Source organism: Dyadobacter fermentans DSM 18053 (assembly GCF_000023125.1).
Taxonomy (GTDB): Bacteria; Bacteroidota; Bacteroidia; order Cytophagales; family Spirosomataceae; genus Dyadobacter; species Dyadobacter fermentans.
Genome location: NC_013037.1, coordinates 6,782,872 through 6,801,740, shown reverse-complemented (window position 1 = coordinate 6,801,740; position 18,869 = coordinate 6,782,872). Strand labels below are relative to the sequence as shown.

Here is an 18,869-nt window from a genome sequence, read left to right as displayed (position 1 = left end):
AGAATAAATTATTTATAAAACTAGTATTAATCATCATTTACAATGTATATCTACAAGCCATGTTTCTTTGGGAGCAGATTTTTATAGAAATAATTTTACTAAAATTTGCCGGGTCTTAAAATATTTATATACATTTATACGGATTGTACATTCCTTTATTACCAAACCAAATTCATTATGATGAAACGTTATCTGCTGTTCTGCCAATTGGCACTACTTTCTACTACGGCTGCACACGCGCAATTCACTGCCGGAGCTAGCGGTTTTCACATTGAGTCGGGCACACAAGTCTTTATTGACAGCCTGACCTTGTTGCCGAGCTCCGACTTTACGCTTACATCGCAGACACTATCCATCACTTCCACGCCTATACCCGGAACTCCGCCGGGGATTGCACGCGTGTACAGCTTCAGTACGCCGTTTGACTTTGCGGGCACTGTTGGGTTCTTCTACCGGGCAAGTGAGTTGAACGGTAACAGTGAAACCACATTGCAGCTGGCATATGGCAACGAAGATTTCGTGACCACCAGCGGTAGTACCGTGCTAACCGGCTCGCACTACATCTCGAACACGCTGGGCAGCCCGACGAACTTTACGTCCGTCACTGCCGGCCAGGAAGGTGCATTGCCTGTTACGCTTGTAGACTTCCAGGTGAGACGGGTTGAAAATTCGACCGTACTGTCGTGGCAGACTTCCGAAGAGAAAAACAGTGATTTCTTCGAGATTCTGCAAAGTGAGGACGCGAAAAAATGGAGCGTACTGGGCACTGTGAATGCCGCAAACACGAGCAATTCCAAAAAGGACTACTCGTTCGACGACAAGATGGAACGGTTTGGAATGCAGTATTACCGGCTGAGAATGGTGGATACCGACGGCAGCTTTGCTTACAGTAAAATCCAGTCGATCCGGCTGGCGTCCGGCGGGCTGATCAGCGCCTACCCGAACCCTGCGGTTGACAAGATTACGATCGGCTCCAAAGAAGTGCTCGCAAGCGTAAAAATGACCGATTTGACCGGTCGCCAGTTTCTGGAATTGTCGAAACCACAACCAGGCCAGGAGGTTAGTTTGAAAAACTATCCGGCGGGCACCTATCTGGTGAAGGTTGAGACGGCCAGCGGCAAGACCCAGGTTATTAAAGTCATTAAACAATAGCGCCGCACGCTCATGAGAAGAAAATCTATTTTCAACGTTCGTCTCTCCGGGCTGAAACTGAAGGGCACACTATTGTTTGCATTTCTCGCATTGTTTGCATTCACGGCCAACGCACAGGTCGGGATCGGGACCACCACCCCCAATACCAGCGCCCAGCTGGATATTGAATCCACTAACAAGGGGCTCCTGATTCCGCGAATGCTCGACACCGAACGTGCAGGTATTGCCAGCCCAGCTACCGGCTTGCTGGTTTATCAAACCAACGGCGATGCAGGCTTCTGGTATTACACCGGTTCTGAATGGGTTCCATTAAAAACCGCTCCGGCTGTTGCAAATCCGACCATTATCCCCTACGCATCTGGTACGCCGGTTGTGATGACCGTCCTTCTCGGTGGGCTCGTGGGAACAGCATCAGTGGTAGGATTCGGCAATAGCGCTACGGACGTGTCCCTGGTTGGCGGCGCGATTGACGCTACTTTGCTTGCGAACATGGCATTCTCGGTACCGCGCGATGGGACCATTACATCCATGTCCGGCTTTTTCAGCAACACGGTAGCATTGTCCCTCATAGGAGCCGCAGCGACCATTCAGGCCCAGCTTTACTCCGCGCCTGCAAACAGTAATACATTCACACCTGTTCCGGGAGCCATCGTAACACTGGCGCCGGCGTTGACGGGCATAATCGCAATCGGTACTGTGAGCTCCGGCGTGACGTCAGGCCTTAGCATACCTGTTACCGCAGGCACCCGGTTGCTACTGGTCTATTCGGCATCGGCTCCTGGCTCCTTTATCGCATCAACCATCGCCGGCTATGCGAGTGCGGGTGTTGGTATTAACTAGCTGAACTATTGACAACATTAAATCTCTACTAAAATGAAAAAAAGATATCTATCCTTACTGGCAGGTCTGCTTTTGCTTTTCTCGGTTACCGCGAAAGCGCAGGTGGGTGTAGGAACAACCAGCCCCGAAGCCAGCGCCCAATTGGATGTTCAATCAACATCTAAAGGTCTATTAGTGCCGCGTATGACCGATACCGAACGTACAGGCATTGCCGCTCCCGCAACGGGTTTGCTCGTTTATCAAACCAATGGCGCAGCCGGCTTCTACTATTTCGACGGTGTTACCTGGCAGCCATTCATGTACGGTGTATCCTCGGCACCTGCCGGTTTTTCCGCTACTTTGGCTTCGCTATCCGTGACGGGAAACAGCACTATTTCCGGATACAATGAGCTATATGCTGACGGAACGGGCTTTAATAGCGCAGCCGGTACTTACACAGTGCCAACCACCGGTAGGTACCGTGTATCTGCGACTGTTAACTATTCCACACTTGCGGCGTTGACGGTGAGTTTAGGAGCCGGCGTTAACCCCAGAGTAGCATTGCGGGTTAACAGTGCTGAAACATTATCAGGACTTTTTCCGATCCTGAACGTTAACGTAGCACTGGTACTTACATTGCGGGTTATCCTGGGAAGCGGTACGGTTGTGGTCGCGGGAGACCTTCCGTTGAGTGCCGGCGATGTACTGGATCTTCAATACGTAGCGAATGGGCTTACTGTAAACGTGAATCTGGGAGGTACAGGCACTACGAACGGTATCGTTTGGTCTGTGAGAAAGCTGTGATAAGTTATTCACTATCAGTAAAAAAAGAGGATGTCTCGTGTGAGGCATCCTCTTTTCGCATTTTACCAAACTTTATAATCTCCCGTATCGCCAGCTAATCCCTGCCTGCCAGCCAATCCAGGACGTTACTTTTTCGCTTCCAAGGCCGATTTTGGGATAACCGGCCACTGGAAACGACTTATAACCTTTCTTAGGCTCAGCTCCGGCGTGATCGTAGATCGTGTAGGCAGGCCCGGCGAAAATCAGGAAGCGCTTTGCCAGTTTGTAAGTAGCCGCGATTTGCAGCCGGTATACCGAAGACATGGCGTCCCAGTCGCCCTGGTAGAGGTTCTGACTGAGGATTTCGACAAAGAAGCCGGTCTTTTTAAATGGGAAAAACTCTTTTCCAAAACCCGCCCCGAATGTCCGCACCCGGCTGTTGGAACTGCCACCGGTTCCCGCCATGAGGACGCTGTAAAACTGATGTGTGCCCATTTTCCAGGCCACATTAAGCGGTGCCACATCGGTGGCATACACCGAGATATTGGAAGTGCTTTTCTTCACAATGTTGAGGAAACCGATACTCGCGCCGGACGAACTGTCGGCGATATTCACAATGCCTATTTGCACGCCGCGCATTCGTTTGGCATAGTTGACGGGCGCGATCTGCACGCCACGGATATTCTTCGCGATATTCAGTCCTGCCGAAATCTGAGTCACAAACACCGAATCGCCGGCATAATTGGCTGCTCCGGCGATCTGAACGCCGCGATAGCTGCCCCGGACCTGGTTGTAGCCGCCCGCGATCTGCGCGCCGCTGCCGCCGTTACGGATCAGGTTAATGGCTCCCGATATCTGCGTGCCATGCATTCCGCCACCCGTTCTGCTCAGGAAACCGCTCATTTGCACACCATCCACCCGCTTCCTGACCATCGAGCTGACACCGGAAATCTGCACGCCGCTCAGTGAATCCAGTACATTGTTACTGAAACCGGCCATCTGAACCCCATGAACATGGCCCGATACCACATTGAATGCGCCCGCCAATTGCACATAGCGGACATCTTCTTTCGAAATATTAAAGCCCCCTGCTATTTCCACGCCATTTACCCCCGCCGTGTAACCGCCAGCTAGGTTTAATGAAAACTTGTTCACCACCTGCCCGCTCATGCGTCCATGCGTACCCAGGCCGGGCGTGAGGGATGCCTGATAAGGTAATGCCACAAAAAACCGGCCGATATTGCGGCTCTGGGCGCGCAGGCGCTGAGATAGGAACAATCTGCCGAGCCAGGTCGATTCGCCCTCGGAATAGCGAACTATCAATGGGTCGAGGTCGACGGCTTTGGGGTGAATATGCAAAGTCCGGGCCGATTCGTCGGCGTTGTTGATCACCATCGTCGTGTCGCCGTAACCTACTTTGCTCACCGTCAGGTAAACGGGGAATGCGCGCTCCCTGATCCGCAACCTGAAACCACCGTCATCCTCTGAGAGTGTCGATACGAGCAACTGGCGCGAGTAAACGCTCGCATAGTCAACAGGCTGGCCGGTTTCGCCGTCCAGAATGAGCCCGCTGATGTGGAATGATTTGTCCTTCGCCGCCGGAAGGATGATCAGGTAATCGCCTTTTTCTTTGTATTGAAAGCGGTTTTGGAAAAGCTGGTCAAGCACCTGTTTCACCGTTTGCCTCGCCGCGTGCAATGTCACCAGGCTGTCGCCGGCGATGAGGTTGCTGTTGTACGAAAAATAGAACTTCCCCTGCTCGCTCACCGACTTTAAAACAGCGGAAACCGGTTGTCCCTTCACAGAGATTTCAACCGGTTTTTGCAGGATTTGCTGCGCGAAACACCCGCAGGGCAACATTAGCAACAGAACAGCAAGCCTTGGTATGTCACGGAACATTGAGTTTGGATTCATTCCGAAAGATAAGGCTATTTCAAAATGATCTGGCCGTGGTGATGTTCAACTTTGAGTGAAAGGGTTTCGCTAACGACTCCCAGAATACTTTCGAGGGAATTTTGATCAAACGTAGTGTTGATCGGCATGTCCCGCAATGCTGGATTTCCGACTACGATATCAGCGTCATAAGCCTCGTTCAGAATTTCAACCAGTCGCCAGAGCGGTGTATTGTCGCAATACAGCCGGCGCGTCCGGTAGTAATTGTGGAACTCGTCTTCGGTCGTGCCTTTCTGCATTTCGGCGCTTGCCTTCACCACCGTTGCCTCTTCCCGCGGCGTAATGCGCACTTTCCGGTTGGCCCGCGAAACTTCCACTATGCCCGTTTCCACGATCACTTCGGTCTTTTCGGCATTGTCCTTCACATTGAAAGAAGTGCCCAGCACTTTCACCGTCACATCATTGACCTCGATGATGAATGGCTTTGTTTTATCGGGTTTTACATCAAAAAACGCTTCGCCGGCAAGCGCTACCTGCCTTGTTTTACCTTCAAATGCTTTTGGATAACTGATGCTCGACTTTTTGTTGAGTGTTACGATCGACCCGTCGGGTAGCGTGGCAATGCGTGTTTCCATTCCCGAACTAATGGTCAGCACTTCCGGAGCTGCATTCTGCGTTGCCGCGAGGTAACTCAGCCAGCCCGCACAGGCTGCCATGAGTACCATTGCTACCATTCTCAGAATGCGGAAGACGGGCTTCGGATGCATTGGAATTACCTTAGGCTCCTGCTCCATCGCTGCTGTACGCACCTTGAAACGCTCCCAGGCCGCATTTTCATCGACATTGCTCTGGCGTGCGAGGCGTTTACTTTCATTCCAGATCAGTTCGAAGTGCTCGTAATACCGCTGGTTATCGTCGTCGTCGAGCAGCCATTGCTTGATCTCGATCTGCTCTGCCACACTGGCTTCGTCGAGCATCGACTTCACCAGCAATTCATCTATGTTTGGGTTTTGTTCTGTTTTCATGACTGATCAGCTGAGGAAAAAAAGTAAAAAGGAAGCCGGGAGAAAATCGGCGAGCTTGACGCGCAGCAGCCGCAGCGCCTTGCCCATCTGGTTCTCGACCGTCTTGACCGGCAACTGGAGGCGGTCGGCGATTTCCTGGTATTTCAACTCCTCGAACCGGCTCATCTGGAAAATCGTACGGCATTTCTCGGGCAGCTCCCGCAATGCAATGTCCAGCCGGGATTCCAGTTCCGACAGTTCGAGGGCGTGTGACGCGCTCACGCTCTGTTGCTCCTGGTGCAGCGTATAATCGCGGTGCGCTTCCCGCACTTTCAGGTGTTTGAGGTAATTCAAACTCTCGTGGTACACCGACCGGTACAGATACCCGCTCACCGACTCACGGATATCGATATGGTCTGTCTTTTCCCATAACCTGCAAAACACATTCTGGACCATCTCTTCGGCCATGATATCGTCCTTCAAAATGGTGCAGGCATAGGCATGCAGTCCTTTGAAATGTTTTTTAAAAACACGCTCGAACTCCGATTCCCTGTCCCTGCTCAAAACCGTTACGTGGTCATCCGCTAAGGCTGCATTCATTGCACCGACTGATTTATGTAAAAAAATAGCGCCCGACTCGGGTTGTACAATGCATTGACAACCGGTCGGGCGCTTACCCTAATTTTCCCTTTAAAATATTCGGGATAATATTGCTTCCAACTACTTCTTTTTCGCCGCCTTCGTGGTATCGGCCTTGTTCACTTTGTAGCGTTTATCGGGCGTACCGTCTTTTTTAAGGTGTTTGTTTTCCTTATAGCGCTTGTCGGGCGTGCCGTCCTTTTTCAGTTTTGCTTCTGTTTTCTGTTTTTCTGCAGATGTTTGCGCAAAAATCGGTGTCGCCACGGCCATCAATGCCAGCAGCATCCATGCTTTGAGGTTTTTCATAGTCGGCAATATTAATGTGAGTGATAGTTTAAGTAAGGCTAAGTTACAATTCCTGAGGGAAATGCAAGCAAAAGCGATGCCGGAACCGGGAAAGTTTAACCGGGATTTAATACTACTACACGCTGTTACCTTTTAAAGCAGTGAACGTATCAAGAAGAATGTTAAACTAAAACATTCTTCACAATGAAAAATCAAAGACTGAGGGTTAATGATCATGAGATTAGCGTACTGAGCTTCGAAGGCGGAGACTTTATTTCCCTGACTGACATCGCACGGCAAAAGAATGCAGCCACGGGGCTGGTCATTTCCCACTGGTTGAGTACCCGCTTCACAGTCGAATTTATGGGCCTGTGGGAGCTGCTTTACAACCCTGATTTTAATGTTACCGAATTCGGTAACATTAAAAATGAAACGGGGAGCAACAGCTATGTGCTGACCTCGAAACGATGGGTAGAAAAAACCAATGCAATCGGGCTTGTCTCAAAGCCAGGCCGATACAACGGAGGCACATTCGCTCATAAGGACATTGCATTTGAGTTCGCTTCCTGGATTTCTCCGTCGTTCAAGCTCTATTTGATCAAAGAATTCCAGCGGTTGAAGGATGAAGAGAACAAGCGACTGGAACTTGACTGGGATCTGCGGCGCAGTCTGGCGAAAATCAATTACACCATTCAAACCGACGCCATCAAGGAAAACCTGATTCCCAAGGAACTGGACCCCATCGCGATCAGTAAGGTTTACGCCGAAGAGGCCGACATTCTCAATCTGGCGTTGTTTGGAATTACGGCACGCGACTGGGCCAGGAATAACCCGGCTAGCGGCCATCTGCGCGATTCGGCGACCCTGGAACAACTCGTCGTTCTCTCAAATCTGGAAAGTATCAATGCCATGCTAATCGGCCAGGGCCGACCGGCGGCAGAAAGGACCATGGAACTGAACCGGATTGCGATCGTCCAGATGAAATCGCTGCTCAATAACCTTTCATTGCAAAAAGCTCCGCTACTATTAAATCAACCAAAATGATAAGTATTATCTTTACATAAATGAAATTGATAATGCATTTAACATGAACATCCAGCAACTGGAATATATCGTCGCTGTCGACAATCACCGCCATTTTATACAGGCCGCCGAGCATTGTAATGTTACGCAGCCCACACTTTCGATGATGATCCGGAAGCTGGAAGAGGAATTATCGGTAAAGATTTTCGACCGCACGAAGCAGCCCATTGTGCCTACCAGCGTCGGGCGCGAAATCATCGACCAGGCCAGGACAATTTTACGGGAAACAGCGCGGATCAATGAAATCGCGAAACATTTTAATGGCGACCTCTCCGGCGAACTGCACGTGGGCGTTATCCCGACCATCGCTCCGTACCTGCTACCCCATTTCGTGAATCCATTTATTTCAAATTACCCGGATATCAAACTGCACGTTTCCGAAATGATTACCGATCGGATCATCACCGCACTGAAAACGGGCAATCTTGATGTGGGCATCATTGCGTCGGTGTCGGAGGAAAACAGCTTACAGGAAATACCGCTGTACAAGGAGCGCTTTTACGCCTATGTTTCTGAAAAAACAGATTTGTATGCCAAACAATACATCCTCCCCACCGACATCGAGCCAAACGAACTATGGCTGCTCGAAGAAGGGCATTGCTTCCGCACGCAAATCCAGCGCCTATGCGAACTGAGCCGCAGTAGCCAGTTCGGAAACAGTTTCAGCTACCGGTCGGGCAGCATCGAAACGCTCATCCGTATGGTCGAGCGGAATGGCGGGATCACCATTCTTCCCGAAATGGCTGTCATGGAGCTTTCCGATGAGCGCCGGAAACATATCCGGCACTTCCGCTTCCCCGAGCCCGCCCGCGAGGTATGCCTGGTCGTTAACCGCGAACAAATGAAAGCCCGGCTCATCGGCGCATTGCAGCAAGGGATCATGGCGCATTTGCCCGAAGAGCTTTCGAATAAAGAACTGGAAGTGAGGGTGTTGTAGCAATATATCAAGTAAATCAGGGAAGCTTATTGAAGAAAGCCTCCCCAAATAAATCCTTCGAATACCCGCACCGGATGCCTGCCTATCACGTAAGATTCCGTAATATCCAGGTTCCTTGCAAGCGATTCAGTATGCTTCAAATCAGCTTCCGTTGCCGTTTCCTTCACTTCAAAACACTGTTTCTGATCAAGGATAAAGTCGATCTCCCGGCCGGTTTTGAGTTGATAATAAGCAATTTCTCCACGATGCGCGAGTTGGTTAAAAACTGCATTTTCAAACTTTGAACCGCTGCTAAGCTCGCCGGCTAAGGATGCGATGCCATTGTCGAGGAAATAGACCTTTCTCGCCTTCACGATCTCCCGGTCGGGACTTTTGGCGAGTACCGGAATTGTCTTGATGAGGTAGCTTTTTTCCAGCAAATCGAGGTAATTCTCAACCGTTTGCCGGGCCATTCCGGTCAGACTCGTCAGTTTTGATATATCCAGTTTCGTGCCTATACGAACAGAAAGCAACTTGATCAGCTTGAACAAATTGGTCGGGTTGCGGATGTCGGAAAGCAATGTGAGATCGAAGTTGATATATGAGCTCAGAATATCGCTGATCAAATCACGCTTATCTTCTGCCGATTCTGCCAGAACCACCTCGGGAAACCCGCCGAAATCGACGTACTCATCATAATAGGCTTTCAGACGTTCGTATTCGGAAGTGACAAATTTTGCCGCGCTTTTGATTTCCGGTCTACCGCCTTGTATTCCTTTAAATGCCAGCAACTCGCCAAAAGTCAGGGGAAATATTTCGAAGATTTTTTTGCGGCCTGCAAGCGATTCGGAGAACTGGTTCTTCATGTAATATGCACTCGAACCCGTGACGATAAATTTGATATCGTAGCTGTCATACAGGTATTTGAGCACACTGGGCAAATTCGGAGCGAGCTGGATTTCATCTATGCAAATCAGCACTTTTTTGGAAAAATCCGTCCCTTGCCGACTTAATGCCTGCACGATGGTTTCGTAGTTCGGTTCGGAAAAGAGCGTTCTAACGTCGATTCTCTCCAAATCAAAATAGTGCTTTTGCGGGATGTCACATTGCGCCATCAATTGTTTCAAAAGCGTGGTCTTCCCAGTCCGTCGCATGCCGGTTAGGACCGTGATCTGCCTCTTGGTTGAATGCGCCAGAAGGGCAGGATAAATGTAGCGTGCGACGAACATAGTTTACTATTTTCAAAGTGCACTGCAAATATAGTTATACTATTTTACAAGTATACTCTTAAAATAGTATAACTATTTTACAACCACACTTTCACAATAGTCAATTCACTCGTACCACGCGGCCTTTCAAATACTCCGCTATCTGCCCCAAACTAAGCGCATTGAACGTCATATCCTTCGTCAGGCCGCCTTTTCTGGCATTGGCTACGCCGTAGTGCATATCCAGATAGCCTTCCATCGCGTGTGCGTCGGGATTAATGCTGAGCATTACGCCTTTTTCCATGCAGTAAGATATCCAGCGCCAATCGAGGTCGAGGCGCCAGGGAGAGGCGTTGATTTCGATCACTACGCCGTTGGCGGCGCAGGCGTCGATGATTACCTGATGGTCTATCGGGTAACCTTCACGGGAAAGGAGCAGACGGCCGGTTGGGTGCCCTAATATCGTGGTATAAGGATTTTCGATGGCTTTCAACAGCCGGGTCGTCGCCTTTTCGAGCGTCATGGAAAGGTTGCTGTGGACGGATGCGACAATGTAATCGAATGTCGCCAGCACGTCCGACGGATAATCGAGTGAGCCGTCGCCGAGAATGTCGGATTCTATTCCTTTCAGGATTTTGAATGGCTTTTCAGGGTTTTCCGAGGCAAAACGGGCATTCAGCCGGGCGATTTCCTCGTGCTGCCGGATCACTTCTTCCACTTTCAGTCCCTGCGCGTACGTGGCCGTTTGCGAATGGTCGGCGATGCCCAGGTATTCGAAACCAAGGTCGCGGCAACGAAGCGCCATTTGTTCGAGGGTATGCTGGCCGTCGGAATAGGTGCTATGGTTGTGGAGGATACCTTTGAGGTCGTCCCAGGTCACGAGCTGATCGGGCGTGCGGGTTTCGGCCCAGGCAAGCTCGCCTGCGCCTTCGCGCATTTCGGGTACGATGTAGGGCAAGCCCGCTTTTTCATAAATGGCTTGTTCATTGTCGGCGGATTCGTAGTGCGCGTGGCGCCAGATGGTACTGCCTGATGTGCCGGCGAGCCCGAGGTGGTCGGCGCCCGAGGTTTCGAGAAAGAGCTCGTTCACCCATCGCTCCGGCTTCACCGCCACGATTTCCACCCCCACGGCCACATCCTGGATGTTCCCGCGCCAGACAAACGGCGACGACGATTTTACGTCCTGCACCAGCAGGTCAATTTCGCCGATCGTATGCTGCAAAAGCGCAGGCGAATCGGTGCCGGCGAGGATGCGTATCGTTTCCACCACCTCGGATTTTCTCCGCACCTCTCCTGCCGCTTCCACGAGGTCAAAGGTCTTTTTTAATTCATTGACGATTATTCCGGCCACAGCCTCGGCTTTGTCCATCCGCAGCTTTCCGGCCTGGTCTTTGAGGAATGCGAGCGAATCGAGGATTTTCTGCTGGGTGTTCGCACCGAAGCCTTTCACCTTCGCGACGGTGCCGTTCAGACAGGCCAGTTCGAGCTCATGGAGGTTATCTATGCCAAGTTCCTGCCACAGAACCGCGATCTTCTTAGGACCTATTCCCTTGATATTGAACATTTCCATCACTCCGAGCGGCGTGTTGGCGATCAGCTCTTCGAGTTCAGGGAAGGTGCCTGTGCGGGCGATCTGAGCAATTTTCGTGGCCGTGCTTTTCCCCACCCCCTGCAATTTGGTCAGCTCCTGCTCGGTCATGTATTGCAGTTCGCTTTCCTTGTATTTATCCAGGTAAAAAGCAGCTACGGAATAGCCTTTGATCTTGAAAGGATCGGCATTATGCAGTTCCAGCAGCTTGGCAGTTAGTTCGAGGACCTCTACGATTTCCGGATTACTCATGGGGATGGGGATTGATGAATTCTATGCGAATTACGAAGTATGAATCAGCATTTGCAAGCGCACGCGCCGCCGCGTAAGCCCTGGTAGAGTAAATATTCCATAAAAAAATATTTATAGTGATAATTCACCGCGGCCGGATAGCCAGCGCCGCCGACATTCCAGTATATCCAACAACCATTTCAAAACTCTGACCATATTTTAATCCAATGAATGTAGATCAATTGAAAAGTTACCGCGAGGAAATCCGCCAGCATCTGACTTCGGAGCTGCTTCCATTCTGGGAAAACCGGGCTGTGGACCGGGAAAACGGCGGCTTTATAACGCATTTCGACAACGCAGGCAACGATTCGGGCGAGGACGAAAAGTCGCTCATCGCGCAAACACGCACGGTGTACACCTTCTCCTCCGCACACCGCGCGGGCTATGGCGAAGGCCGGTATGCCGACATTGCCCGGCACGGTGTCGATTTTCTGATCAACAAGATGTGGGACAATGAATATGGCGGGTTTTACTGGCTCATGGACCGCAAGGGCAATGTCAACATCGACGAAAAAATCGTGTACGGCCACAGCTTCGCGATTTACAGCCTTGCGGAATATACGCTCGCTACCGGAGACCCCCGCGGTTTGGAATATGCGGAAAAGGTTTTTGACCTGTTACAAAAACATGGCGCAGACACCTACTACGGCGGCTATTTCGAGATGTTCCACCGCAACTGGGACCTCAAAGGCCCCGGCGCGGCGGGAGGCGACCGCAAGACGCTCGACGCTCATATGCACCTCATGGAAGCATTCACGACGCTCTACGAAGCCTCGGGCAAGCAGGTTCACCGCCGCAAGCTGGTTGAGATAATCCGTTTGCTCATTAATAAAATCATGCATCCGCAATACCGGACCGGCATTCCGCAGTTCTGGGAAGATTGGTCGGTGGCGCCGCAGATCAAATTTGACATTATCTGGGGCTGGGACCGCTTTACCGAGGACGGTGTAAAGAGCTCGGCGGAGGATAATACCAGCTACGGCCACAACGTAGAATTTGCGTGGCTGCTCATGCACGCGCTCGACATTGCCGGCATTCCGTACGACGAATACCACGACCAGCTCAAAGCTTCCTACGACCACGCGGTCGAGTATGGCATCGATTGGGAGTTTGGCGGTGTGTATGTGGAGGGCTCTCACGCCGGCGAAGTGTACGATCGCGAGAAGGAGTTCTGGCAGCAAGCGGAAGTCATTATCGGTATGCTCGACGCCTACCGGGTGTATGGCGATGAGAAGTATTTGAAAGCCTACGACGCCACCCATCGTTTTGTTTTTGATAAAATGATCCACCATTCGGTAGGCGAATGGCTCCCGCTCCTCACACGCCAGGGCGAGCCGATATGGAAGCATATGAGCCATTCGTGGAAGGTCAATTACCATTCGGTGCGCTCGATGGTGCAGGGAATTGTCCGTTTGAACAAACTGATTGGAAATAAGTAGTAAGAATTTGGACGTTTCGTGTAAAAATTTGCTCATCAAAACTGCCTGAAATCGCCCGAAAACGCATTTTTCGGCATTGGAACGGTTCTTGAACCTGGTAATTCAAAAGCGTCACAAAGGCGCCATTACCAAACTCAAAACCACACAATCATGAGCTCATTCACACAACAAGTAAAAGGTAACTGGAACGAACTCAAAGGAAAGTTCAAGCAACAATACGCTGACTTGACCGACGACGATCTGCTATATGAAGAAGGAAAAGAAGATGAACTTCTTGGAAAAATTCAGAAAAGGATCGGCAAAACCAGAGCGGAGGTAGAAAGTGAAGTTGAAAGCTGGTCACGCTAGATCCTGACGCAGGTCGATATAAAGCCCCGGAACCGATGGTTTCGGGGCTTTTTTTGTAGTAACCCGCCGCCCGGCAATGCTTTTTTACCTATATTCCGGTTACCAAAATCCTAAATCCGATTTTCTGAAATGAATCCAAACGAAATACCTGTCGGCATCGTGGGCCTGGGCCTGATGGGATGCAGCATTGTGGCGTGCCTGCTCATCGCCGGCCATCCGGTAGCAGCGGTGGCGCCCGTCCCCGCCGACCTCGACCACGCCGAGCGCCGCATCCGCGAACATTTACAAAATGCCTGGCAAAATGGCATCGTCGATAACGAACCGGAATTTTATCTGCGAAAACTGATCATCACGGAGGACTACTCGGTGCTATACCCTTGCAAGCTGGTAAACGAATGCACGATCGAGAACATCGACATCAAGAACGCCGTTTATCAGAAAATCGAAAAGGAAATTGCGCCCGACGCATTGCTGACGAGCAATACTTCCGCCATTCCGATCAGCCAGCTTCAAAAACTCACACAGCACCCCTCCCGCTTCCTCGGCCTGCATTGGACGGAACCCGCGCACACGACCCGGTTCTTGGAAATCATTTGCGGCGACGAATCCGACATTAAAAACGGCGAATACCTCTACGAGCTTTCGCATTTGTGGGGCAAAGAGCCGATCCTGGTCCGGAAGGACATTGCCGGCTTCATCACCAACCGCCTCATGTACGCCATGTACCGCGAGGCGATCAGTCTGGTTGAAAACGGCTACGCGACGATCGAGGACGTGGACCGGTCCTGCCGCAACAATGCGGGATATTTCATGACGCTCGTGGGCGTTTTCCGCTGGATGGACCTCACCGGTGTGCCGGCGTACCATAATGTGATGAAAAACCTGCTCCCCACGCTCAATAACAGCACCGAAGTACCCGAGCTGATCGACAAAGTCGTGCGCGAGGGCGGCAAAGGCGTGCTCAATTCACACGGATTTTACGAATACGAGCCCGGCGAAGCGGAGGTTTGGGAAGAAACTTTCAAGGAATTCACCTACGACATTCGCGAGCTGGCGCTGAAATATCCAGGCGATATCGTAAAACAGCGGCTGGCGGAGAAGCGACAGGCGGAGAATGGCGATGAGGTGTAAGAATTATTTGGGAGGGAATTTCTTGTAAATATCGCCTCGTGACTGAATGGTGATAATGGTAACGATTTTAACCACACCATTTTCATACTTCAACCCGATGCGATAACCTCCTACCCTGATCCTGTAATACGCTTTGTTTTCCTTGCCCTGCATCACAGAGCAGTTAGGAACATGCATGATGTCGGTTGCCCGGAAAATGCTTTCCAGTACGCTTTCCACCTGTTTTTGAACAAACGCAGGACAACGTTTCAACTCTTTCAAAAACGTTTTTTCCAAGATCAGCTCCATCCCATTTCTTTACGGAACTCGTCATAAGTAATGGTGTCGCCTTTGTCACGCTCCTTGGTAATTTCGAGTAGAAACAGGTCTTCGAGCTCCTGATTTTCGATCACCTGCAGCACCCGTTCCATTTCTTCGAGCGTCCAGTTACCACGTTTCTTTTTTTGCGAAAAATTGGAAGCCGGGATTCCGACTTTATCCGCGATGTAGGCATTCCGGTATCCTGACTTATCAATAAGCAGTCCCAGATTTTGCCTCAGTTCCTTATAGTCTTCGATGATTCCGAGCATATCATTGGTGCTTTTGCAAAATAAAATTAGCAAAATGACACAGAAAAATCAATATCAACACCAAGCGAAGCCCTAACTATTTTCATACAATTGATTGAAGTTTCAACACACAAATATTTTTGAGTAAAAAACCGCGAAAGCGCGATCATTTTGGCGAAAATGGTGGTTCTTCTAAAAAGTCTTGACTAGTTTTGACACAGCTGTTGGCAGGCTGTTCCTAAACCGGAAAACGATATTTTTTTAGTAAATCTGTTCCCATGAACGACTTCATAGCCGCCAGATCCCAAATGGCCCTTTCACTGGGGTTTCATATCATATTTTCCTGCATCGGAATGGTCATGCCGTTCTTTATGGCCGTTGCCCACTATTATTATCTCAAAACCGGACAGCCTGTCTATAAAAACGTTACCAAAGCTTGGAGCAAAGGCGTGGCGATCTTTTTCGCAACCGGCGCGGTGTCGGGCACGGTACTCTCGTTTGAGCTCGGACTTTTATGGCCGGAATTTATGAAACACGCCGGGCCGATTTTCGGAATGCCGTTTTCCCTCGAAGGAACGGCATTTTTTATTGAGGCGATCGCACTTGGTTTCTTCCTTTACGGCTGGGGGCGGTTCAATCCCTGGTTCCACTGGTTCACGGGCGTGGTCGTGGGTGTGAGCGGGCTAGCGTCGGGGATACTCGTGGTGGCAGCCAATGCGTGGATGAACAGTCCGGCCGGTTTTGAATACATCAATGGACAATACCTTAATATCGACCCGCTTGCGGCGATGTTCAACGAAGCCTGGTTTTCGCAGGCGCTGCATATGACCATTGCCGCCTTTGCCGCAACGGGTTTTGCGGTGGCGGGGGTGCATGCGTTCATGATCCTGCGTGGAAGCCATGTGCTTTTTCATACCAAATCATTCACGATCGCGGCGGTGTTCGGCTGCGTGGCCGCGCTGGTGCAGCCGCTGAGCGGGGACATTTCGGCGAAGGATGTGGCCATCCGGCAGCCTGCCAAACTGGCGGCGATGGAAGCGCATTTCCATACCGAAAAATCGGCACCGCTCATCGTCGGCGGCATTCCGAATGAAGATGAGAAGCGGGTCGACTATGCCATCAAACTCCCCGGTTTCCTGAGCTTTCTGGCCCACGGCAACTTCGAAGCCGAGGTAACCGGCCTCGACCGCATACCCGAAGAAAACCACCCGCCGGTAGCTATCACGCATTATGCGTTTCAAATTATGGTAGGAATGGGTATGGCAATGATGCTGATTTCGGTGCTCTATTTCACGGCATTATGGAAGAAACGGAACTGGTTGCAGCAACCGTGGCTCCTGAAACTGTTCGCATTGGCAACGCCGCTGGGATTCATTGCGGTGGAAGCCGGCTGGACGGTCACCGAAGTAGGTCGCCAGCCGTGGATCATCTACGGCATTATGCGCACCGCCGACGCCGTCACCCCAATGCCCGGCATCGCCTATTCATTTTATTTATTCACAGCCATTTACGTCTCCCTGGCCGCATTCGTAGTCTTCATGCTCTACCGGCAGATTAAGATGGTTGGGAAGCTTTATGATCATAGTTAATTATGAATGATTGAATGACCGAATGATTGAATGACCGAATATTTAGAAATACTATTCACTCATTCACTCATTCATTAATTCAATCATTCAATCATTCAATCATTCACCCATTCCCATGCTCTACATCGTCATCACATACCTCTGGGCGTCGATTTTGCTTTACCTGCTGCTGGGTGGAGCGGATTTTGGCGCGGGCATTATTGAGCTCTTTACTTCGCAAAAAAACAAGCAGGTTACCCGCAAAACGCTCTATTCAGCCATCGGGCCGATTTGGGAGGCTAACCACATGTGGCTCATCATTGCCATCGTGATTTTGTTCGTTGGGTTTCCGGTCATCTATTCTACCATGTCTGTCAACCTGCATATTCCGCTCACGGTCATGCTCATCGGCATCATCGCGCGCGGGACGGCGTTCACGTTCCGGCATTACGATGCCGTGGTGGACGATATGCAGCATCTTTATAACACCATTTTCGCCGTTTCGAGCTTCATTACGCCGCTTTTCCTGGGCATTATCGCCGGAAGCGCCGTTTCGGGGCACATCGATCCTTCCGCCAGGTCCTTTGCCGATGCCTACATTTTCAGCTGGTTGCATTGGTTCGCCATTACGGTGGGGCTGTTCACCGTTTCGATCTGCGGGTTTCTGGCGTCGGTTTACCTCATCGGCGAGACCAAGGTGGAGCACGAGCGCCTGCGTTTTGCCCATAAGGCGCAATTTTTCAATATCGCGGCGGTGGTATGCGGCGCGCTGGTGTTTGTGGCAGCGTGGTTTGAGCATATTCCGTTGATCGACTGGGTGTTCGGCAACTGGATCGGACGGATTGCGATCCTTTCCGCCACGCTGTCGCTGATCTGGATGTGGACGTTGCTCTATCAAGGCAAAATACGTCTGCTTCGCCCGCTGGCCGGTTTCCAGGTGACGATGATCCTGCTAACGACCACTTTCAGGCATTTTCCCAACATCGTGGTCCTGAAAGGCGGCGGTTACCTGTCGCTCACCGAGCACGCGGGCCACGAAAAAACCGTCGAAGCCCTCGGCTGGGCATTGCTTTTGGGCAGCATATTGATCTTACCGGCGCTTTTCTACCTGATTTACAGCTTTCAAAAGAAACCGCTGGCCTATGGCGGCGAGGGGCATTGACCTGCTCAACAGATAAGGCCCAATTCCTTTCAATAATCATTTAATACCATTCGGACATCGGACTAGGCTCGCTTGTGCCCTATATCATACTTTGTGGGAAAAATCTCAGCGGGAGGCGCTGGGATTGAGCAGTATATTAACACTATATCCCACTATGATAAAAGCGCTGATCATCGACGACGAGCCCAGGGCACGTAACGTTTTGCACCAGTTTATCGTGAGTTTCGTGCCCGAGATCATCGAGGTGCGAACGGCATCATCTGTTGAAGAAGCTCAGGGGGTAATGGAATACTACAAGCCGGACCTCGTTTTTCTGGATGTGGAGATGCCTTACAAAAACGGCTTCGATTTCTTGCAGATCCCGAACATGCCCGAATTCGACGTGATCTTCACCACGGCCTACAACCAGTACGCCATCCAGGCGATCCGCTTCAGTGCGCTCGACTACCTGCTCAAACCCATCAGCCCGGAAGACCTGCGGGCGGCCGTGAAGCGGCATTTCACAAAGGGAGAAAGCTTCCGGCAGCGAAAACTGCTTCTTGACAACCTCGCCGCCAACATCGACAAGCGCGACGTGAAGGATTTCAGGCTTGCGGTGCCGTCCAGCGAAGGTGTTTTCTTCTTCATGATCCACGAAATACTCCGCCTCGAAGCCGATCGCAACTACACCATCATCCATCTGATCAACAAGAGGCCGTTCATCGCGAGCAAAACGCTGAAACATTTTGAGGATATGCTCTCAAAATTCCGGTTTATAAGAACCCACAAATCGCATTTGGTCAACCTCGACCACATTATCCGGATCAGCAACAACAACGAATTCATCATCCTCTCCGACGGCTCGCGGATCGAGGTGTCGCGGCGGAAAAAGGATGAAGTGCAGCGGCAGCTGAACATCTGACAGCCAGCGTTTGCAAAACAATGTATTGGAAAAATTATGGGAGGAAGAAATATTTCCCCCTAAAAAAATATAATTCCTTTGCATTGTTTTGTTTTACTTTACAGCCGTTCC

Annotated in this window: 19 protein-coding genes; 11 read left to right on the top strand and 8 right to left on the bottom strand. The window is 50.7% G+C overall.

The genetic code is table 11. From position 1 onward, the window contains the following. Nucleotides 1-177: 177 nt before the first annotated feature. From DFER_RS28265 to DFER_RS30300, 3 genes are read left to right on the top strand one after another with little or no spacing between them, the layout of a single operon-like run. Nucleotides 178-1,152: a T9SS type A sorting domain-containing protein gene (locus DFER_RS28265; RefSeq protein ID WP_015815093.1), complete on the top strand. Its 975-nt coding sequence runs from the start codon at nt 178-180 to the stop codon at nt 1,150-1,152. A gap of 12 nt (nt 1,153-1,164) precedes the next feature. After that, entirely contained in the window at nt 1,165-1,992 is an 828-nt protein-coding gene (locus DFER_RS28260; RefSeq protein WP_015815092.1) for an exosporium glycoprotein BclB-related protein, read from the top strand. Nucleotides 1,993-2,025: 33 nt separating this feature from the next. Continuing rightward, nucleotides 2,026-2,775: a phage tail-like protein gene (locus tag DFER_RS30300; RefSeq protein ID WP_015815091.1), complete on the top strand. Its 750-nt coding sequence runs from the start codon at nt 2,026-2,028 to the stop codon at nt 2,773-2,775. A gap of 72 nt (nt 2,776-2,847) precedes the next feature. Here DFER_RS30300 and DFER_RS28250 read toward each other — a convergent pair whose 3' ends face one another. From DFER_RS28250 to DFER_RS28235, 4 genes are all read right to left on the bottom strand, one after another. After that, nucleotides 2,848-4,557: an STN and carboxypeptidase regulatory-like domain-containing protein gene (locus DFER_RS28250; RefSeq protein WP_229206130.1), complete on the bottom strand. Its 1,710-nt coding sequence runs from the start codon at nt 4,555-4,557 to the stop codon at nt 2,848-2,850. 125 nt (nt 4,558-4,682) lie between these two features. Then, a complete protein-coding gene (locus DFER_RS28245; protein WP_015815089.1) occupies nt 4,683-5,672 on the bottom strand; it encodes a FecR family protein in 990 nt (329 codons plus the stop codon). 6 nt (nt 5,673-5,678) lie between these two features. Next, entirely contained in the window at nt 5,679-6,251 is a 573-nt protein-coding gene (locus DFER_RS28240) for an RNA polymerase sigma-70 factor (protein WP_015815088.1), read from the bottom strand. 120 nt (nt 6,252-6,371) lie between these two features. Next, nucleotides 6,372-6,596: a hypothetical protein gene (locus DFER_RS28235; RefSeq protein WP_015815087.1), complete on the bottom strand. Its 225-nt coding sequence runs from the start codon at nt 6,594-6,596 to the stop codon at nt 6,372-6,374. Between the two features lie 183 nt (nt 6,597-6,779). Here DFER_RS28235 and DFER_RS28230 point away from each other — a divergent pair, with 183 nt between their 5' ends. Next, nucleotides 6,780-7,619, top strand: coding sequence for a KilA-N domain-containing protein (locus DFER_RS28230; protein ID WP_015815086.1), 840 nt, complete (start codon nt 6,780-6,782; stop codon nt 7,617-7,619). Nucleotides 7,620-7,662: 43 nt separating this feature from the next. Then, nucleotides 7,663-8,595, top strand: a complete 933-nt coding sequence (locus DFER_RS28225) for a hydrogen peroxide-inducible genes activator (RefSeq protein ID WP_015815085.1) — start codon at nt 7,663-7,665, stop codon at nt 8,593-8,595. Between the two features lie 26 nt (nt 8,596-8,621). Here DFER_RS28225 and DFER_RS28220 read toward each other — a convergent pair whose 3' ends face one another. Beyond that, entirely contained in the window at nt 8,622-9,803 is a 1,182-nt protein-coding gene (locus DFER_RS28220) for an ATP-binding protein (protein ID WP_015815084.1), read from the bottom strand. Nucleotides 9,804-9,903: 100 nt separating this feature from the next. Continuing rightward, on the bottom strand, nt 9,904-11,622 hold the full coding sequence (locus tag DFER_RS28215; RefSeq protein ID WP_015815083.1) for a DNA polymerase/3'-5' exonuclease PolX: 1,719 nt from the start codon (nt 11,620-11,622) through the stop codon (nt 9,904-9,906). 206 nt (nt 11,623-11,828) lie between these two features. On the opposite strand from DFER_RS28215, the gene DFER_RS28210 reads away from it, so the two are divergent. From DFER_RS28210 to DFER_RS28200, 3 genes are all read left to right on the top strand, one after another. Beyond that, entirely contained in the window at nt 11,829-13,100 is a 1,272-nt protein-coding gene (locus DFER_RS28210; protein ID WP_015815082.1) for a beta-1,2-mannosidase, read from the top strand. Between the two features lie 150 nt (nt 13,101-13,250). Further along, a complete protein-coding gene (locus DFER_RS28205) occupies nt 13,251-13,448 on the top strand; it encodes a CsbD family protein (protein ID WP_015815081.1) in 198 nt (65 codons plus the stop codon). 129 nt (nt 13,449-13,577) lie between these two features. Then, entirely contained in the window at nt 13,578-14,579 is a 1,002-nt protein-coding gene (locus DFER_RS28200) for a 3-hydroxyacyl-CoA dehydrogenase family protein (protein ID WP_015815080.1), read from the top strand. A 3-nt stretch (nt 14,580-14,582) separates the two neighbouring features. On the opposite strand, the gene DFER_RS28195 is transcribed toward DFER_RS28200, so the two are convergent. Beyond that, on the bottom strand, nt 14,583-14,855 hold the full coding sequence (locus tag DFER_RS28195; RefSeq protein ID WP_222837294.1) for a type II toxin-antitoxin system RelE family toxin: 273 nt from the start codon (nt 14,853-14,855) through the stop codon (nt 14,583-14,585). Nucleotides 14,856-14,857: 2 nt separating this feature from the next. Further along, nucleotides 14,858-15,148: a hypothetical protein gene (locus DFER_RS28190; protein ID WP_015815078.1), complete on the bottom strand. Its 291-nt coding sequence runs from the start codon at nt 15,146-15,148 to the stop codon at nt 14,858-14,860. Nucleotides 15,149-15,405: 257 nt separating this feature from the next. Here DFER_RS28190 and DFER_RS28185 point away from each other — a divergent pair, with 257 nt between their 5' ends. From DFER_RS28185 to DFER_RS28175, 3 genes are all read left to right on the top strand, one after another. Then, nucleotides 15,406-16,716 carry a cytochrome ubiquinol oxidase subunit I gene (locus DFER_RS28185; protein WP_015815077.1) on the top strand — a complete coding sequence of 437 codons (1,311 nt, stop codon included), beginning with the start codon at nt 15,406-15,408 and terminating at the stop codon, nt 16,714-16,716. A gap of 115 nt (nt 16,717-16,831) precedes the next feature. After that, nucleotides 16,832-17,857, top strand: coding sequence for a cytochrome d ubiquinol oxidase subunit II (locus DFER_RS28180; protein ID WP_015815076.1), 1,026 nt, complete (start codon nt 16,832-16,834; stop codon nt 17,855-17,857). Between the two features lie 154 nt (nt 17,858-18,011). Next, nucleotides 18,012-18,758 carry a LytR/AlgR family response regulator transcription factor gene (locus DFER_RS28175; RefSeq protein WP_015815075.1) on the top strand — a complete coding sequence of 249 codons (747 nt, stop codon included), beginning with the start codon at nt 18,012-18,014 and terminating at the stop codon, nt 18,756-18,758. The last annotated feature ends 111 nt before the right edge of the window (nt 18,759-18,869 follow it).

Coding starts and splice junctions, on each gene's coding strand:
- DFER_RS28265 (WP_015815093.1), top strand. CDS start 178: ATGATGAAACGTTATCTGCTGTTCTGCCAATTGGCACTACTTTCTACT.
- DFER_RS28260 (WP_015815092.1), top strand. CDS start 1,165: ATGAGAAGAAAATCTATTTTCAACGTTCGTCTCTCCGGGCTGAAACTG.
- DFER_RS30300 (WP_015815091.1), top strand. CDS start 2,026: ATGAAAAAAAGATATCTATCCTTACTGGCAGGTCTGCTTTTGCTTTTC.
- DFER_RS28245 (WP_015815089.1), bottom strand. CDS start 5,672: ATGAAAACAGAACAAAACCCAAACATAGATGAATTGCTGGTGAAGTCG.
- DFER_RS28240 (WP_015815088.1), bottom strand. CDS start 6,251: ATGAATGCAGCCTTAGCGGATGACCACGTAACGGTTTTGAGCAGGGAC.
- DFER_RS28235 (WP_015815087.1), bottom strand. CDS start 6,596: ATGAAAAACCTCAAAGCATGGATGCTGCTGGCATTGATGGCCGTGGCG.
- DFER_RS28230 (WP_015815086.1), top strand. CDS start 6,780: ATGAAAAATCAAAGACTGAGGGTTAATGATCATGAGATTAGCGTACTG.
- DFER_RS28225 (WP_015815085.1), top strand. CDS start 7,663: ATGAACATCCAGCAACTGGAATATATCGTCGCTGTCGACAATCACCGC.
- DFER_RS28220 (WP_015815084.1), bottom strand. CDS start 9,803: ATGTTCGTCGCACGCTACATTTATCCTGCCCTTCTGGCGCATTCAACC.
- DFER_RS28215 (WP_015815083.1), bottom strand. CDS start 11,622: ATGAGTAATCCGGAAATCGTAGAGGTCCTCGAACTAACTGCCAAGCTG.
- DFER_RS28210 (WP_015815082.1), top strand. CDS start 11,829: ATGAATGTAGATCAATTGAAAAGTTACCGCGAGGAAATCCGCCAGCAT.
- DFER_RS28205 (WP_015815081.1), top strand. CDS start 13,251: ATGAGCTCATTCACACAACAAGTAAAAGGTAACTGGAACGAACTCAAA.
- DFER_RS28200 (WP_015815080.1), top strand. CDS start 13,578: ATGAATCCAAACGAAATACCTGTCGGCATCGTGGGCCTGGGCCTGATG.
- DFER_RS28190 (WP_015815078.1), bottom strand. CDS start 15,148: ATGCTCGGAATCATCGAAGACTATAAGGAACTGAGGCAAAATCTGGGA.
- DFER_RS28185 (WP_015815077.1), top strand. CDS start 15,406: ATGAACGACTTCATAGCCGCCAGATCCCAAATGGCCCTTTCACTGGGG.
- DFER_RS28180 (WP_015815076.1), top strand. CDS start 16,832: ATGCTCTACATCGTCATCACATACCTCTGGGCGTCGATTTTGCTTTAC.
- DFER_RS28175 (WP_015815075.1), top strand. CDS start 18,012: ATGATAAAAGCGCTGATCATCGACGACGAGCCCAGGGCACGTAACGTT.